The sequence below is a fragment of the Mycobacteroides sp. CBMA 271 genome, from assembly GCF_009729205.1.
Taxonomy (GTDB): Bacteria; Actinomycetota; Actinomycetes; order Mycobacteriales; family Mycobacteriaceae; genus Mycobacterium.
In genome coordinates, this window is the sequence record NZ_VTHB01000001.1 from 234245 (window position 1) to 250812 (window position 16568).

Consider the following 16568-nt stretch of genomic DNA (forward strand, 5'->3'; position numbering starts at 1 on the left):
GGCTACAACCGGTTCCAGGCCTCGGTGAGTACCCCGCGCAGGATCTCCTCGATCGCGTCGAACTCACGGGGACCGGAAATCAGCGGTGGCGCAAGCTGAATCACCGGATCGCCACGGTCGTCGGCCCGGCAGTACAGACCGGCCTCCCACAGTGCGCCGGATAAGAAGCCACGCAGTAATCTTTCGCTTTCTTCGCCGCCGAACGTCTCCTTGGTCTTCTTATCTTTGACCAGCTCAATTCCGTAGAAGTACCCCTCACCGCGCACGTCACCGACGATCGGTAGGTCGCGGAGCTTTTCCAGGGTCGCGCGGAACACCGGGGCGTTCTCACGCACCCGATCGTTCAGCCCTTCCCGTTCGAAGATGTCGAGATTGGCCAGCGCCACCGCCGCCGAAACGGGGTGTCCACCAAAGGTATAGCCATGAGGGAACGTGGTCTTGCCGTCGTTGAACGGCTCGAAGAGCCTGTCGCTGGCGATCATCGCGCCGATCGGCGAGTATCCGGATGTCATACCCTTGGCACAGGTGATGATGTCCGGCACGTACCCGAAATCGTCACAGGCGAACATCGAACCGATGCGACCGAACGCGCAGATCACCTCGTCGGACACCAGCAGCACGTCGTACTCGTCACAGATTTCGCGCACCCGCTCGAAGTAGCCGGGCGGTGGCGGGAAACAGCCACCCGCATTCTGCACGGGCTCAAGAAAGACAGCGCACACCGTCTCCGGCCCCTCGAACTCGATGGCCTCGGCAATACGGTCGGCGCAGTAGCGCCCAAATACCTTGGCGTCGTGCGCATATGGCTCCGGTGCACGATAGAAGTTGGTATTCGGCGCGCGGAAACCGCCCGGTGTCAATGGTTCGAACGGCGCCTTGAACGCGGGTAAGCCGGTGATGGCCAGCGCCCCCTGCGGGGTGCCGTGATAGGCGATCGCACGTGAAACCACCTTGTGCTTGCCGGGTTTCCCGGTCAGCTTGAAGAACTGCTTGGCCAGTTTCCAGGCGCTTTCCACGGCTTCGCCCCCGCCCGTGGTGAAGAAGACCCGGTTAAGGTCGCCGGGTGCGTACCCGGCGATACGCTCGGCCAGCTCGATCGCCGGCGGGGTGGCGTAGGACCACAGCGGGAAGAAAGCAAGCGTCTCGGCCTGCCGCGCCGCGGCCTGCGCAAGTTCGGCGCGGCCATGACCGACCTGCACCACAAACAGGCCGGATAGACCGTCGAGATAGCTCTTGCCGTTCGAGTCCCAAATGGTGACACCCTCACCACGGGTGATGATCGGCGGCACGACGCCCTCGCCGTGTCGCGCGAAGTGTCCCCACAGGTGGCGGGAGGCCTTAGTTTCCAGTTCGACGCTCACCGCGTACCCCAATTATATTGCTGTTTAACTAATTTCAGATAGACCAGGGTCTCCGTGGAGGTGACCCCCGGCACCGCGCGGATCTGCTTGTTCAGCAGGCTCAACAGGTCGTCGTCGTCCTCGCAGACGACCTCGACGATCGCGTCGAAAGTCCCGGCGGTCAGCACGACGTAGTCGACGGCGTCCAGTTCCGCCAACCGATCGGCGACCTCGGTCGTGTCACCGGAACATTTGATGCCGATCATGGCCTGGCGCGCGAACCCGAGTTGCATGGGATCGGTGACCGCCACGATCTGCATGACGCCGGCGTCGATCATCCGTTGCACGCGTTGGCGCACCGCAGCCTCCGAGAGGCCCACCGACTTACCGATGGTCGCGTACGGGCGCCGCCCGTCCTGCTGAAGCTCCTCGACGATCGCCTTGGAAACGTCGTCGAGCTGGAATGCCGGGGAGCCGCTACCCGGGTCGGCGACCCGGAGCAGGCGTCGTGTTGTGTTGGCCACGGGGTCGATTGTGCACGGATTCCATCGCTTCTTGCAATGATTTACGACGAATTAGCACTGAGGATGGGTGATAGACGATGGAATCCGTGGAAATTCGATACCGTAACGGGGTGAGCGCTCCAAGCAGTTGGATCAATGGCCGCCCCGTCACGACCAGCGGAGATACGCATCGTGTGATCAACCCAGCGTCGGGCGCAGCCGTAGCGGAACTGCGGCTCGCCACCCCCGCCGATGTGGATGCTGCAGTGACGGCGGCACGTGCCGCGGCACCCGGCTGGTCGGGCGCGACACCCGTCGACCGCGCTACGGTTCTGGCCAAGCTGGCCGCCGCCATGGCCGCCAACACGGACGCCCTCGCGGCCGAGGAAGTCGCCCAGACCGGAAAGCCAATACGACTGGCCACCGAGTTCGATATCCCCGGCAGCATCGACAACGTCGAGTTCTTCGCAGGCGCCGCAAGACATCTGGAAGGCAAGGCGACCGCCGAATACTCGACCGACCACACCTCCAGCATCCGCCGAGAGGCGGCCGGGGTGGTCGCCACCATCACCCCGTGGAACTACCCGCTGCAAATGGCGGTCTGGAAGGTGCTGCCCGCGCTGGCCGCGGGATGCACGGTGGTGATCAAGCCGAGCGAGCTGACACCGCTGACCACGCTGACGTTGGCGCGCCTGGCCGCCGAGGCCGGGCTGCCCGACGGCGTGCTCAACGTCGTCACCGGACGTGGCGATGACGTGGGTGCCGCGCTGGCGGGGCATCCCGATGTGGACCTGGTGACCTTCACCGGGTCCACCGCCGTCGGTCGAAAAGTGATGACGGCAGCAGCAATTCATGGTCACCGTACCCAGCTGGAACTCGGCGGCAAGGCACCCTTTGTGGTGTTCGACGATGCCAATCTCGATGCCGCGATACAGGGCGCGGTCGCCGGGGCGATCATCAACTCCGGGCAAGATTGCACGGCCGCGACTCGGGCCATCGTCGCCCAAGACCTGTACGACGACTTCGTGGCCGGAGTCGGCGAGGTGATGAACCAGGTCGTCGTCGGCGACCCCTTGGATCCGAATACCGATATCGGGCCCCTGATTTCGGCCGCACACCGTGCCCGGGTGTCGAGCATGGTCGACCGCGCCCCTGGGCAGGGCGGGCGGGTTGTCACCGGTGGCACCGTGCCCGATCTGCCCGGATCCTTCTACCCGCCCACGCTGATCGCCGATGTCGCGGAGTCTTCCGAGGTCTACCGCGATGAGATTTTCGGCCCGGTACTCACGGTGCGGCCGTTCACCGATGACGACGACGCGCTGCGGCAGGCCAATGACACCGCCTACGGTCTGGCCGCCTCGGCGTGGACACGCGACGTCTATCGCGCGCAGCGGGCGTCGCGGGAAATCAAGGCGGGATGTGTGTGGATCAACGACCACATCCCCATCGTCAGCGAGATGCCGCATGGCGGGTTCGGCGCGTCCGGGTTCGGCAAAGACATGTCGCAGTACTCCGTTGAGGAGTACCTCACCATCAAGCACGTGATGAGCGATATCACCGGCACTGCCGAAAAGGACTGGCACCGAATAATCTTCGCGAAGCGCTAGGTCCGCACACCCACGTGATCGTTGATGAGGCCCGCGAGCCTAGTCAGGCTGGCGGTCAAGGCCTGACGATCGACGCCGGGCAGCTCGGCGAACACCTCGTGTTGCCGAGCCCGAAAGGCAGACTGCGCCTTGACAACTTGCGTGCGCCCGGCCGATGTCAGTGCGACCAGGACTAGCCGATCATCCGATGCTGAGCGGGAGCGCTGAACCACGCCTCGCTCCTCTAACTGCTTGAGTGCGCGGGTGGCTGTCGGCACCGCCACTCCGGCTGTACCGGCGAGCTGACTTACCGACATCGACTGCCGATCAAGCAGCGGCGCCAGCAGCTCCAGCTGGGATCGGCTCATTCCCGCCTGTGTGCCCGCGGAGGAGGTGCGCCCTCTGCGCATCGCGAAATACAGCGCGTCCGTGGCGGCGACAAGTTCTTCAATCTCGCGCGCACTGCTTTCACTCGGTTGTCCTGGCACATCCACAGTCTACCGGTTAGCATAACAATTATTAGCATGCTAATGTTATTGATAACGGAGACGAACGAAAGGACGGCGATATGTCGGAGACAGGGACTACCCGCGATGGCCTGCGCGTAGCGATCATCGGCGCTGGAATTGGCGGGCTTACCGCGGCAGCGGCATTGCGCGCGAATGGTACTGATGTCGTCGTCTACGAGAAGGCACACGAGCTGCGCGAGGTGGGTGCGGGTGTGGTGATGGCGAGCAATGGTCTTCGCGCCCTCGACGCGGTGGGTCTTGGCGAGCGGATACGTGCCGTCGGCACCCCTATCGAGCGCACGGTATGGCATACCTGGCACGGAGAAAGCGTTCCGATACCGCCGGCGTGGCCATCGGTCAGCGCCGACCGCCCCGTGACCGCCCTCCCCATGCACCGCGGCGAACTGCAGCAGGCGCTGTTCGGGGCATTACCTGCGGGCACAGTTCACCTCGGACGCCCTTGCCACGATGTGGTCGAGACTTCTGACGGAGTGCGCATTGTGTTCGCCGACGGTTCCGAGGAGCACGCCGACGTCGTCGTGGGAGCCGACGGCATCCACTCGGTGGTGCAGCGCGCCGTGGCCGGTCCGGTCGAACTGTCCAGCGAGGGGATCATGGCCTACCGCGCCCTGATCCCCGCCGAACGTCTCGACAGCACAGTCAATTTGGATTACATGCAGATGTGGCTCGGGCCCGGCCGCAGCTTCCTTATCTATCCCGTCTCCCACGGCAGGTTGCTCAATATCGTGGCATTCACCGCGAGCACCCTCGATGCCGAGGAATCCTGGACGGCGCCGGGTGATATCCGGGAGCTGGCTGCCGAGTTTGCCGACTGGGCACAGCCGATTCCGGGCATCATCGACGCGATTCCGGAGACCTTCCGTTGGGGCCTCTACGACCGAAAGCAACTGCAGCGCTGGTCAACCGAGCGCATTACGCTTCTGGGCGATGCCGCTCACCCGATGACCCCGCACCTCGGTCAGGGCGCAAACATGTCGATCGAGGATGCGGTCGTGCTCGCCAAGATGCTCGCGGGCGCTTCGATCGCCGACGTCCCCCGGCGACTGGCCCTCTACGAATCGCTTCGGCGCGATCGCACCACCCGAGTTCAAGGGAACGCGCGCCAATCGGGCGCCGTCTATCGCGCCACTGACCTGACAGCGCAGCAGCAGGCCGCCCGGCTCACCGGGATTCTCGCCGACGACTGGATTCCCGACTACGACGCCGCCGCGGCAGCGGCCGAGGCGCTCGCGACCCTGTAGACCTCCGCGCCGAAGGCGACGTTATGCGCGCTACTTGCGGCGTGTCGCGATGCATAACGTCGCGCTCGCGGGAGCGAAGCCTAGTCGCGCGTGAATTCCTCACCCGTCTGTGGATTTACCGCGACCTCGCCGTCTGGAAGGTTGGACAAATCGGTCGCGATGACGGTCTGCTGCGCCTCCACGGCATCGGGTAGCCCGAAATGCGTTGCCGCGGCCGCAGGAGACAGCACCAGATCGGCGCTGCGCCGTGGCAGCGTCGTCCCCTGGAAAAACGGCGGCGCCGCCACCCGCCACAGCAGCATCAGCACGACGCCGAGCACCAGCGCGCCGATACCGACCACCGCCACGGCCCCGACTCCGAAGACCGTGACGTTGTTACCGGCGTCATCGATGAGCCAGTCGGGCTTGGCGTACTGAATCAGCCCGTAGGCAAAGATGACCGTCAGCGCGATTCCGCCGAGCAAGGGGATCGCACCACGCATCATGAAATTGCGCGCACTCTGCGTGAGTGTCCGGCGGTAAAACCACACACACGCGAAGCCGGTGAGCCCGTAGTAGAAGGCGATCATCAGGCCGACCGATCCGATCAGCGCGGTCAGCAGGTTCGTGCTGATGATCGTAAACAACACGTAGCACGCGATCGATACCGCACCCATCGCCACGGTAGAGGTGGTGGGCGTCAGATAAGTGCGGTGGATCGATGCGAACGAATCGGGCAGCGCCTTGTAGACACCCATCGACAGGGTGGTGCGGGCCGTCGGCAGGATCGTGGTCTGGGTGCAGGCCGAGGCCGACGTCAGGATGGAGGCGGACAACAGCAGCATCCCCACATGCCCAAGGAAGCTATCGCCGAACAGTTCAGGACCGATGGCCTTGAACACATCGGCGGCATTCTCCTGATTGCCCAGCCCGATACCTTCGGTGCCCACCCCGGCGAAGGCGACCGCGGCCACGCTCACCAACGCATAGGTGGCCAGCAGCAGGAACGTGGACAGCACCGCAGCCCGCCCGGGCGTGCGCCCCGGGTCATCGGACTCCTCATTACAGGCCACTGCGGTATCCCAACCCCAGTAGATAAAGATCGTCGTCAGCACCGCGGGTGCGATGACGGTGCCGAAATCCATACCCCCGGGCCAGAACCAGGACAACGACGGCAGCAGTGAGTAGGCCTCGGCGTTATGGGTGTAGACCTTGATCAACGCGATGATGGACACGGCGACCAGGACAACCATCTCGACCAGCAAGAGCGCGTACTGCAGGCGCACGGAGACTTCGATACCGCGGTAACAGATGTACGTCATGATCACGATCCAAAGAACGCCTGCCCCTGTCGACCACAGGGTGCTGTCGGCCAGACTCGCCGCCGCCGTCCACCCCAGATCACCGACAAATGTGAACGAATAGGCGCCCGCGATCTGGGCCAGGTTGGCCATCACGATGACGTCGGCGGCGATGATCCCCCAGCCGCCGAGCCATCCGACAATCGGTCCGAAGGTGCGGGACGCCCAGGTAAAGGTGGTGCCGCAGTCCGGCTCGGCCTTGTTCAGCTCCTGATAGGCCACCGCGATGAGATAAATCGGGATAAACGAGATCAGCACGATGGCGGGCGCCTTGACCCCGGCGAGCAGGGCACCGCCGCTGGCGACGATCAAACCCAGGGTGGCGGCCAGGCTGTAGGCCGGTGCCGTCGAGGCGAGCCCAACGACGACGCTGGACAGCAGCCCCATCGCGCCGCCCTTGAGCCCCTTGCTCTCCACTGCACCGTCTGCGCTCATCGGCATCTCCCTGCTCGGCGGAATGCGAGCAGAATACGGTTTCCGTTGAAACTTCGCCCAACATGAGCGGAATTCGTCACCAAAAACGGGTTTAGCCCCGGATTCGGCGGATTTACGGACTAGGCCAGCGGATTTGTCCCGTTGAGGAACACCCAGATAGCGGCGGCGGCACCCAGTCCGAGCAGCACCGCGGCGAAGGAGCCGACAAACGGTCGGCGGGCCCATCCCCGTCCGGCGTCAAACCCGTACCGACCAGGGCCGACCAGGATCACCGCGATGATCGCGACGATCATCAGCAACTCGAACTCATGCCCATCTGGCCAGAAGATCGCGTACCGATTCGCCTTATCGGACACCATGTCCGAGAGCAGCACGTTCACCATGAAGGCCAGCGCGGCCGCACCCGCCAGCGGCGTGAGCAGGCCCAGGACCAGCAGCACCCCGGCGCCCAGCTCGGCCGTCACACCGACATAGGTGAGGATGTCGGCGTATTTGAAGCCACGGTCACCGAGAGTGGTTTCGAAGCCATTGAGCCCGCTGCCACCCCACCAGCCGAAAACCTTGCGCAGCCCGTGCGCGATGAGCACCGCGCCCACCGCGACACGCAGTAACAACAGTCCTAGATCTTGGGTACCGCGACGGTCACCCGTCGGATCCTGGGTGCCCCACGGTGCGGCGTGTCGCGCCTGCACCGCCTCAGAAGATATCTGGGTGGTGGCAGGTTCGGCATAAGGCAGCGGCGCTGGATCGTACAACGGTCCAACCTCTTTCACGTCGTGGGAGCTCGTCAGCTTTTCCGCCTGATATTGCGGGATTGCCGTGGTCTCGAAGTCGCCGCCATAGGTGGCGGACGGCACATCGTCTTCAGGGTCGACCAGTTCAGGCGGCTTACGCCACACCTGCGGATCGTCCGAATGACCGGTCACGGCCCAAGAGTAAGTCCATTGGAGGCCCGAATGTGGCGAGCAACGCCGTAAGGTCCGTAATCTTGCGGGCATGCTCATTCGCTCCCGGAGCCGCAGAGCCGGCGACATCCGGACAAATCCCACGACGGGACCGACCAATGAGCCATCGGGGAAAAGACTTGTTGTCGGTTCAATGGTGGCGTTGGCCTCAGCGGCGACGCTGCTCTCGGGCTGCGTGCGGTTCGATCCCACCCAGGATCAGCCGTTTACCGAGGTTCCCAAGCGCGGCATTGCACAGACCACCACCACCCCGCCGGCGCCGCTACCCGGTAAGCCGTTTCCCAAGCAGTGCCCCGCCGACGGCGTGATGCAGGGATGCCTGGAGGCGACCAGCGGGCTCATCATGGGCAGCGATGGCAAGACCGCGTTGGTCGCCGAGCGCGCGACCGGTGCCATCAAAGAGATCGCGACGAGCGCCGAGCCGAAGGTGAAGACGGTCATCCCCGTCGACCCGTCCGGAGACGGCGGACTCTCCGATATCGTGCTCTCCCCCTCCTACCAACAGGACCGGCTGATGTACGCCTACATCAGCACACCCACCGACAACCGGGTAATCCGCGTCGCCGACGGCGACGTTCCCAAGCCCATCCTCACCGGAATTCCTAAGGGTCCTAACGGTAATGCCGGGTCACTGGCCTTCACCAGCCCCACCACCCTGGTGGTACAGACCGGCACCGGCGGGAATCCTGGGGCGGCCAACGACCCGAATTCTTTGGCCGGCAAGGTGATCCGTATCGAACAGCCCACCACCGTGGACCAGGCCGCGCCGACGACGGCGATGAGCGGCATCGGTGACGGCGGCGCCATGTGCGTGGACGCCGCCAACGGCGCGCTCTACGTCACCGATCGCTCCCCCGGCGGCGACCGGCTGCAAAAGCTCACCAAGGACGGCAAGATCTCGACGGTGTGGACCTGGCCGGACAAGCCGGGCGTGGCCGGATGCGCCGCGCTGGACAGCTCGGTGATGGTCAACCTGGTGTTCAACCAGACCACCGTGGTGGTCCGCCAGAACCCCGAAACCGGTGCCGTCACCGGCGATCCCGAGGTGCTCCGCCAAAAGGAGCAGCACGGTCACGTGCGGGCGCTGAAGCTCTCCGCCGACGGCAACGTCTGGGGAGGCTCCATCAACAAGGACTTCGGTACGGCGACCGCGACCGAGGACGTGGTGTTCCCGCTGTTCCCGAAGGGCGGCGGATTCCCCCGCGCTAACGACGACCTGGACTAGCTAGCCCTGGCCGCAGGCCTTGAGCACCAGGTCCTTGACCAGCGCCGCGTCGGCCTGACCTTTGGTGGCCTTCATCACGGCACCCACGATGGCACCGGCGGCCGCCACCTTGCCGTCGCGGATCTTTTGCGCCACATCGGGGTTGGCGGCTAATGCCTCATCTACGGCGGCCTGGATCACCGAATCGTCGCGCACCACGACCAGTCCGCGGGCGGTCATCACCTGCTCGGGCTCACCCTCGCCGGCGAGTACCCCGTCGACCACCTGCCGCGCCAGCTTGTTGGACAGCTTGCCGTCCTTGATCAACGCGACCACGGCCGCCACCTGCGCCGGCGTGATAGGTAGATCGGCAAGCGCGACCTCACGCGTATTGGCTTGCTGCACCAAGTAATTTCCCCACCATGAGCGCGCCTCCTCGCTGCTGGCTCCCTCGGCGACGGTGGCCTGCACCAGTTCGACGGCGCCGTTGTTCACCAGGTCGCGCATCACCTCGTCGGAGACGCCCCAGTCCTGCTGAATGCGGCCCAGGCGCAACCACGGCAGCTCCGGAAGGGTGCCGCGCAGCCTTTCAACGAGCTCAGCGCTAGGTGCGACGGGTTCCAGATCGGGCTCGGGGAAGTATCGGTAGTCCTCCGCGGTCTCCTTGCGACGGCCGGCACTGGTGCTGCCGTCCTGCTCCAGGAAGTGGCGCGTCTCCTGGATGACGGTGTCGCCTGCGTCGAGAACCGCTCCCTGGCGCCGCATTTCGTAGCGCACCGCCACCTCGACGCTCTTGAGCGAGTTGACGTTCTTGGTCTCGGTACGGGTACCGAACTCCTCGGCCCCGGCGGGCATGAGCGACACATTCGCATCGCATCGCATGGACCCGTGGTCCATACGAACATCGGAAACATCCAAGGCCCGCAACAGGTCTCGCAAAGCCGTCACATAGGCACGAGCGATCTCCGGGGCCCGCTCCCCCGTGTTTTCAATGGGTTTGGTGACAATCTCGACAAGGGGCACGCCGGCCCGGTTGTAGTCGAGCAGCGATTCGGTGGCCCCGGAGATGCGACCCGTCTCACTGCCGATATGCGTCAGCTTGCCGGTGTCTTCCTCCATGTGGGCACGCTCGATCTGCACCCGGAAGGTGGTGCCGTCGTCGAGCGGAATGTCGAGGTAGCCGTTGAACGCGATCGGCTCGTCGTACTGAGAGATCTGGTAGTTCTTCGGCTGGTCCGGGTAAAAGTAGTTCTTGCGAGCGAACCGGCCCCACGGGGCGATCTCGCAATTCAGCGCCAGCCCGATCCGGATGGCCGACTCGATGGCGATCTCGTTCACGACCGGCAGCGAGCCCGGCAGGCCCAGGCAGACGGGGCAGATCTGGGTGTTGGGCTCCGCGCCGAAGGTGGTGGGGCAGCCGCAGAACATCTTGGTGGCCGTGGACAGCTCGACGTGGACCTCCATGCCGAGCACCGGCTCGTAACGGGTCAGCACATCGTCGTAGTCCAGCAGTCCAGTCATGGTACGAATCGTAGACACCCGCCGCGAGCAGGTGACACGTGCTGGGTACCGTGATCTTGTGAGCGGCAGTGTGGTGGTCATCGGGATCGATCCGTACTTGATCGATTTCAGCAATCCCGAGTTCGCCAGCACGGGCCTGACCGCGGACGGCATTCAAGCGGGACTGGAGCAGTCGGCAGACATCCTGAATGCCGAGGGCTACACGGCCGAACTGTGCCTGATCGGCCTCACGCCCGACGAGGTCACCGCACAGCTGAAGAGGGCTCTGGACGCGCGGCAGTGGGATTGCGTCGTCATCGGCGCGGGGATACGTGCCATGCCGTCGAACCTTGAGCTCTTCGAGATCGTTCTCAACGTGGTGCACACGCACGCGTCTCAGGCGAAGATCTGCTTCAACACCGTGCCCACCGACACGGTGGCCGCCGTCGAGCGGTGGATCTGACCTAGTTGCCCACGTACGTCGAGCCGCTACGAAGCAGGTGGCATACGGCGCCGGTTCCGGCGATTTTCGGTGAGTTGTTAGTACGAGACACCGCCACCCGGCCGTTGACCTTCACTCGGCATGTCACCGAGCCTGCGTCGCCGCCCGGGTGCGAACCGGAGAACACCAATGATTGCGCGTCTCCGTCGTAGTCGAATGCCGTGGACCACGGCAGACCCACCGTGTCGACCGGGAAACTACCGTCTGGCCCGTTATAGCTCACCATCACGCCCTCACCGAACGTGCCGGACAGCTCGAACTCGATAGACGTGGCAGCGAAGGCGGTGCCCGGTGCCAACAACTGCAGACCGACGCACAGCGCGGCCCCCATCGTCACCCTCCCAATTAAACGCACAATTGACGATTTCACGCGTGAATTAGACCACCATTTGCGGTGGTCAACGGGGAATTTCAGCCAAAGAACGCGGCGGCGTCCTCGTAGCGATTCTTGGGGACCACTTTGAGCTGCCGGGTCGCCTCCGACAGCGGTACCCGCCCGATGCCCTGCCCTCGCAGCGACACCATCACCCCGTACTCCCCGGCGTGTGCGGCGTCGGCGGCGTTCACCCCGAATCGGGTCGCGAGCACCCTGTCGAACGCCGTTGGGGTGCCGCCGCGCTGCACGTGCCCAAGCACGGTGGTGCGCACCTCTTTGTTGATGCGCTTCTCGATCTCCACCCCCAACTGCTGGGCCACCCCGGTGAATCGCTGATGCCCGAACTCGTCAATTCCCCCGTCGCGCAACTCCATCGATCCCTCGGCAGGTTTGGCGCCCTCGGCGACAACACAGATGAAATGCGAATCCCCACGCTGGAAACGACCTTTGATCAGGCGACACACCTCGTCCACGTCATACGGCACCTCCGGGATCAGCGTCATATGCGCGCCCGAGGCCAGCCCGGAGTGCAGGGCGATCCATCCCGCGTGCCTGCCCATCACCTCGACCAGCATGACGCGCTGGTGGGATTCGGCCGTGCTGTGTAGCCGGTCGATGGCCTCGGTGGCGATGGTCAACGCGGTGTCGAACCCGAAAGTGACGTCGGTGCAATCGATATCGTTGTCGATTGTCTTGGGCACGCCCACCACCGGCACGTTCTCGTCGGCAAGCCAACTGGCGGCCGTAAGCGTGCCCTCCCCGCCGATCGGGATAAGCACGTCGATTCCGTTGTCGTCGAGGGTCTGCTTGATCTGACTCAGCCCGGCGCGCAACACGTCTGGATTGGTGCGCGCGGTGCCCAGCACGGTGCCACCCTTGGTGAGCAGCCGATCGTTGCGGTCGTCGTTGGCCAGCTGGATGCGCCGGTTCTCCAACAGACCCCGCCAACCGTCCTGGAAACCGACGACCTGCGAGTCGTAGCGGTTGGCACAGGTCCGAACCACCGCGCGGATGACGGCATTCAGGCCGGGGCAGTCTCCCCCGCCGGTGAGCACTCCGATTCGCATAGCCCCATCATGCCCGCGAGCCCGTCGGATGGCAGCGCTACGAGGCCTTCCGCGGCCGGCCCGGCGCACTTAGCGTGAACCCCGCCCACGCTTCACGACGGTCAGCGCCGAGATTGTCCACGACGCGCGGCTCGCGGTCGAAGACGATGACCGGCCAGTCCGGCCCGCAATACTGCGGCCAATCGCCGTCCGGAATTCCGTTCCGCGCGAACGCTACCCAGCGCTGTTGCACATCATCGACCACCCGCGAGGCATCCCGATGGGTGATGCTGCCGGCCAGTAGCGCTCCGGCAGGTCCGCGGTAGTTGCCGAACACCGCAGGCAGCTCGGTGGCGTGCGATCCCTTCAAGCCGACGGCGCGCACCGTCCAAGGCGCGTAATCGAATTGGTAGACGTAGACCGGCGCGAATTGTTGATGCGCCTGGGCGATCCGCCACACCGAGGATGTGAAGAACATGTCTCCCGCCAGCAGCAATCGTGCGTCCTTCGAGGGAAATCCCGGGTAGACGGCGACGATCCGTTCCTGATACCCATCGCCTCCGCGCGCGAGAATCTCCAGCTGCTCGGCCTCGGATAGCGGCATCACCTTGATCGCCTTCGTAAACAGTCGCGCCTCGTCGGCATTACTGCCGATGATCAGTGGAACTCTTTGTGCTTCACCGCGTTCGATGGCTTCCACGGGGGACCTCGGTAGGTAATCACCATCGACCGAGGGCCCGAACGGGAATCCACCTTCGGCGATCAACTTGTGTTGCGCACGCAGGAGCTGCCTCGGCGAGGCATTCATGACGGTGGCAGCCGCATTGTCGGGGGTGGCGCCGAGGAGTTCAGCGAATCGCCCGGCGTCATGCGCGATGGAATCGGCGGTGGCGGCGAGGCCGCTGGCGGTGCTTTGGATGATCGCGCGATGGAACAGACCCGCGGCGGCCGGGGTGGCCATCAGCGTCTCGACGCCGCTGGCGCCCGCACTCTCGCCGAAGATGGTGACGTTGTCCGGATCGCCGCCGAAGGCACCGATGTTGTCGCGAACCCACTGCAATGCCAGCACGAGATCACGCAGGTACAGGTTGCTTTCAATGACGTGATCGCCATCGGACAACGACGACAGATCGAAGGCACCCAATGCACCCACGCGATAGTTCGCCGACACGTAGACGCAGCCCCGACGTGCCAGGATCGATCCTTCGTACGGTGGGCTGCTAGAACTGCCAAGGAAGTAGCCGCCGCCGTAGATGTAGAACATCACCGGCAGCGGGCCGTCGGGCAGCTCTTGCGGCGCAACCACATTGAGTGTCAAACAATCCTCGCTGCGCATCTTCTGCGGCGTGAACACCTTGGGCTGAATCGGGGCCGCGCCGAACCTGCGACACGTACGCACGCCCTGCCACGGCTGCACCGGACGCGGCGCCCGGAGCCGCAGCGGCCCGACAGGCGGTTCGGCGTACGGAATTCCCCGAAAACGACGCATACCGCGCCGGACAAATCCTTCGACGACGCCACTGTTGACTTTTACTCGGTTCGGCCCCACTGCCACGGATGCCAACCTAGCCCGCCCGGCGAGTAGTCAGCGTCCGGGGCGCACCGACGTGGGTCCAGGCCTGGTCGTCACGACGGTGGCAGGCGGCGGAGCATTCCGGGGATCAGGCGTCGATGACAAGTGATGTTCATCGGGAGGCAGACAGCCGGGCTCCATCGAATTCTCGCAACCCGCAGGTTTCTGTAGCACCACCTCGGCAGCGGCGGTGCGAATGGTCAACACAACACCGGCCAGAATCACCGCGCACGCAACGACAACGGCTAACCTGCCCGACGCCACCTGCATGCACGTCACGGTCGCGCCACGACTGTGCTGGGACGGGTTTTCGTCTGCGGAATAGTCGCCCGCGGCACCACATTGTCGGGGTTCGGTCGCGCGGTCAGATGCGGATCGCCGGAATAATCGCACGTGGTGTCGGTCTGCACCGAGCATTGGATCGTTACCTGCTGCGCGGCCGGGACGGGCTGTGAAATCGCCACACCCGCTATCGCCGCCGCGGCACCGGCGGCGATCACCACGGCCCCACATCCAGTTTTCATATGCATATATGCAAATATGACAGCCGTTACCGCCGCCCCACTGCCCCGTAGGTAATAGTTGGCTGTGAATCCCCTAGAGCGCGGACGGTAGCGCGCCGCGCGCCACCTCGTAGGCCGCACCCACCCGATACAGCCGATCGTCGGCCAGTGCGGGAGCCATGATCTGCAGACCCACCGGCAGCCCGTCATCGGCCGAAAGCCCTGAGGGCACCGACATTCCGCAGTGTCCCGCCAGGTTCAGCGGCAAGGTGCACAGATCGAACTGGTACATGGCCAGCGGATCATCGACCTTCTCCCCCAACCGGAATGCGGTCGCGGGCGTGGCCGGAGTAACCAGCACATCCACCTGCTCGTAGACCCGCTCCAGATCACGCTTGATCAAGGTGCGCACCTTCTGCGCCCGTCCGTAGTACGCGTCGTAGTACCCAGCCGACAGCGCATAGGTACCGATCATGATGCGCCGCTTGACCTCTGGACCAAAACCGGCGGCCCGAGTCAGGGCCATGACTTCCTCGGCGCTGTGCGTTCCGTCGTCGCCGACCCGCATGCCATATCGCATGGCATCGAAGCGAGCCAGGTTGGAGGACACCTCCGACGGCAGGATCAGGTAATAGGCCGGGAGGGCGAATTCGAAGTGGGGGCAAGACACCTCCACCACGTCGGCGCCGAGCGCGGTGAGCTGTTCGACCGCGGCGTTGAACGAGGCCATGACGCCCGGCTGATACCCGTCGCCACGCAACTGCGAGACCACCCCGACGCGAACACCCTTGAGGTCACCGGTGGCACCGGCCCGGGCGGCGGCCACCACATCGGGCACCGGCTCGTCCACCGAGGTGGAGTCGCGCGGGTCGTGTCCAGCGATCACCTGGTGCAGCAATGCGGTGTCCAAAACCGTGCGCGCACACGGTCCGCCCTGATCCAGGGAGGAAGCGCAGGCGACCAGACCGTAACGGGACACCGTTCCGTAGGTGGGCTTGACGCCGACGGTTGCGGTGAGCGCGGCGGGCTGTCGGATAGAGCCGCCGGTGTCGGTTCCGATTGCCAGCGGCGCCTGGAAGGCGGCGAGCGCGGCCGCGCTACCGCCACCGGAACCACCCGGCACCCGTTCGATATCCCAGGGATTGCGGGTAGGTCCGTAGGCGGAGTTCTCGGTGGACGAGCCCATCGCGAACTCGTCCATGTTCGTCTTGCCCAGGATCGGGATTCCGGCCGCGCGCAGCCGCGCGGTCACGGTCGCGTCATACGGCGGCACCCAGTTCTCGAGAATCTTCGACCCACAGGTGGTTGGCATGTCCCGGGTGGTGAAGACGTCCTTGAGTGCCAGCGGCACACCGGCGAGCGCAGACGACGGCTGGTCACCGCGTGCGATGGCGTCATCGGTGGAGGCAGCGGCGGCAAGCGCCTGCTCCCCCGCCACGTGGAGGAAGGCGCGGTAGGTCTCGTCGGTGCTGGCGATCTGGTCCAGGTGGGCGCGCGTCACCTCGACCGAGGACACCTCGCGCGAATGAATCAACGTCGCCAGCGCGGCGGCGTCCTGCTTGATGAGATCCGTCACTGTTCTTCTCCCAGGATCTGCGGCACTGCAAAACGTCCCTCGGCCACCCGCGGAGCCGCCGCGAGCGCCTCCTCAGGAGTAAGGCAGTCGGCGATCACGTCCGGCCGGGTGATATTTACCGCATCCAGCGGTGAGCTGGTGGCCTCGACTTCGTCGAGTTCATCGGTGGAAACCTCGCTGATCTGGCTGACGTGGCCAAGGATCGCATCGAGCTGACCGGCGAGCCCATCCAGCTCAGCGTCGGTCAGTGCGAGGCGAGCCAGCTTGGCGAGGTGCGCCACTTCGTCACGGGATATGGAGCTCACGGCTAGATAGCCTAGAGGGCGGCGCGCAGCGGTCTGTGCCACA

At 64.8% G+C, this 16568-nt stretch carries 16 protein-coding genes; 4 read left to right on the top strand and 12 right to left on the bottom strand.

The features are described 5' to 3' along the window. Nucleotides 1-2 precede the first annotated feature (2 nt). Both FZI91_RS01120 and FZI91_RS01125 read right to left on the bottom strand, forming a co-directional pair. Complete coding sequence (locus FZI91_RS01120) at nt 3-1361, bottom strand: aspartate aminotransferase family protein (RefSeq protein ID WP_375234392.1); 1359 nt, start codon at nt 1359-1361, stop codon at nt 3-5. Then, nucleotides 1358-1864: an Lrp/AsnC family transcriptional regulator gene (locus FZI91_RS01125; protein WP_162526610.1), complete on the bottom strand. Its 507-nt coding sequence runs from the start codon at nt 1862-1864 to the stop codon at nt 1358-1360. Before FZI91_RS01125 ends, FZI91_RS01120 begins: the two co-directional genes overlap by 4 nt. Nucleotides 1865-1974: 110 nt before the next feature. On the opposite strand from FZI91_RS01125, the gene FZI91_RS01130 reads away from it, so the two are divergent. Then, nucleotides 1975-3450: a gamma-aminobutyraldehyde dehydrogenase gene (locus FZI91_RS01130; RefSeq protein WP_309224190.1), complete on the top strand. Its 1476-nt coding sequence runs from the start codon at nt 1975-1977 to the stop codon at nt 3448-3450. Here FZI91_RS01130 and FZI91_RS01135 read toward each other — a convergent pair. Beyond that, nucleotides 3447-3917, bottom strand: coding sequence for a MarR family winged helix-turn-helix transcriptional regulator (locus tag FZI91_RS01135; protein ID WP_162526609.1), 471 nt, complete (start codon nt 3915-3917; stop codon nt 3447-3449). The two genes, FZI91_RS01130 and FZI91_RS01135, sit on opposite strands and share 4 nt — an antisense overlap. 110 nt (nt 3918-4027) lie before the next feature. Here FZI91_RS01135 and FZI91_RS01140 point away from each other — a divergent pair, with 110 nt between their 5' ends. After that, a complete protein-coding gene (locus tag FZI91_RS01140; RefSeq protein WP_155937666.1) occupies nt 4028-5200 on the top strand; it encodes an FAD-dependent monooxygenase in 1173 nt (390 codons plus the stop codon). An 80-nt stretch (nt 5201-5280) separates the two neighbouring features. Here FZI91_RS01140 and FZI91_RS01145 read toward each other — a convergent pair whose 3' ends face one another. Next, on the bottom strand, nt 5281-6975 hold the full coding sequence (locus FZI91_RS01145) for an APC family permease (RefSeq protein WP_155936888.1): 1695 nt from the start codon (nt 6973-6975) through the stop codon (nt 5281-5283). A 119-nt stretch (nt 6976-7094) separates the two neighbouring features. Continuing rightward, a complete protein-coding gene (locus FZI91_RS01150; protein ID WP_162526608.1) occupies nt 7095-7901 on the bottom strand; it encodes a DoxX family protein in 807 nt (268 codons plus the stop codon). A 70-nt stretch (nt 7902-7971) separates the two neighbouring features. On the opposite strand from FZI91_RS01150, the gene FZI91_RS01155 reads away from it, so the two are divergent. Further along, complete coding sequence (locus FZI91_RS01155; protein ID WP_155936889.1) at nt 7972-9165, top strand: sorbosone dehydrogenase family protein; 1194 nt, start codon at nt 7972-7974, stop codon at nt 9163-9165. On the opposite strand, the gene gatB is transcribed toward FZI91_RS01155, so the two are convergent. Then, a complete protein-coding gene (gene gatB / locus FZI91_RS01160; RefSeq protein WP_155936890.1) occupies nt 9166-10665 on the bottom strand; it encodes an Asp-tRNA(Asn)/Glu-tRNA(Gln) amidotransferase subunit GatB in 1500 nt (499 codons plus the stop codon). It lies immediately after the preceding gene. A 58-nt stretch (nt 10666-10723) separates the two neighbouring features. Between gatB and FZI91_RS01165 the strand changes: the two genes are divergently transcribed. After that, complete coding sequence (locus FZI91_RS01165; RefSeq protein ID WP_203448875.1) at nt 10724-11107, top strand: hypothetical protein; 384 nt, start codon at nt 10724-10726, stop codon at nt 11105-11107. A gap of 1 nt (nt 11108) precedes the next feature. On the opposite strand, the gene FZI91_RS01170 is transcribed toward FZI91_RS01165, so the two are convergent. From FZI91_RS01170 to gatC, 6 genes are all read right to left on the bottom strand, one after another. Then, the gene (locus FZI91_RS01170; RefSeq protein ID WP_155936892.1) at nt 11109-11477 is read right to left on the bottom strand and encodes an MmpS family transport accessory protein; all 369 of its coding nucleotides are present in this window, start codon (nt 11475-11477) and stop codon (nt 11109-11111) included. 80 nt (nt 11478-11557) lie between these two features. Next, on the bottom strand, nt 11558-12589 hold the full coding sequence (locus FZI91_RS01175; RefSeq protein WP_155936893.1) for an ATP-dependent 6-phosphofructokinase: 1032 nt from the start codon (nt 12587-12589) through the stop codon (nt 11558-11560). A gap of 37 nt (nt 12590-12626) precedes the next feature. Further along, nucleotides 12627-14123: a carboxylesterase/lipase family protein gene (locus tag FZI91_RS01180; protein WP_162526607.1), complete on the bottom strand. Its 1497-nt coding sequence runs from the start codon at nt 14121-14123 to the stop codon at nt 12627-12629. A gap of 293 nt (nt 14124-14416) precedes the next feature. Beyond that, nucleotides 14417-14671 (bottom strand): hypothetical protein, encoded by a 255-nt coding sequence (locus tag FZI91_RS01185; RefSeq protein ID WP_155936895.1) that lies wholly within the window; start codon nt 14669-14671, stop codon nt 14417-14419. A 67-nt stretch (nt 14672-14738) separates the two neighbouring features. Beyond that, a complete protein-coding gene (gene gatA, locus FZI91_RS01190; protein ID WP_162526606.1) occupies nt 14739-16220 on the bottom strand; it encodes an Asp-tRNA(Asn)/Glu-tRNA(Gln) amidotransferase subunit GatA in 1482 nt (493 codons plus the stop codon). Continuing rightward, nucleotides 16217-16525: an Asp-tRNA(Asn)/Glu-tRNA(Gln) amidotransferase subunit GatC gene (gatC, locus tag FZI91_RS01195; RefSeq protein WP_162526605.1), complete on the bottom strand. Its 309-nt coding sequence runs from the start codon at nt 16523-16525 to the stop codon at nt 16217-16219. Before gatC ends, gatA begins: the two co-directional genes overlap by 4 nt. Nucleotides 16526-16568 lie beyond the last annotated feature (43 nt).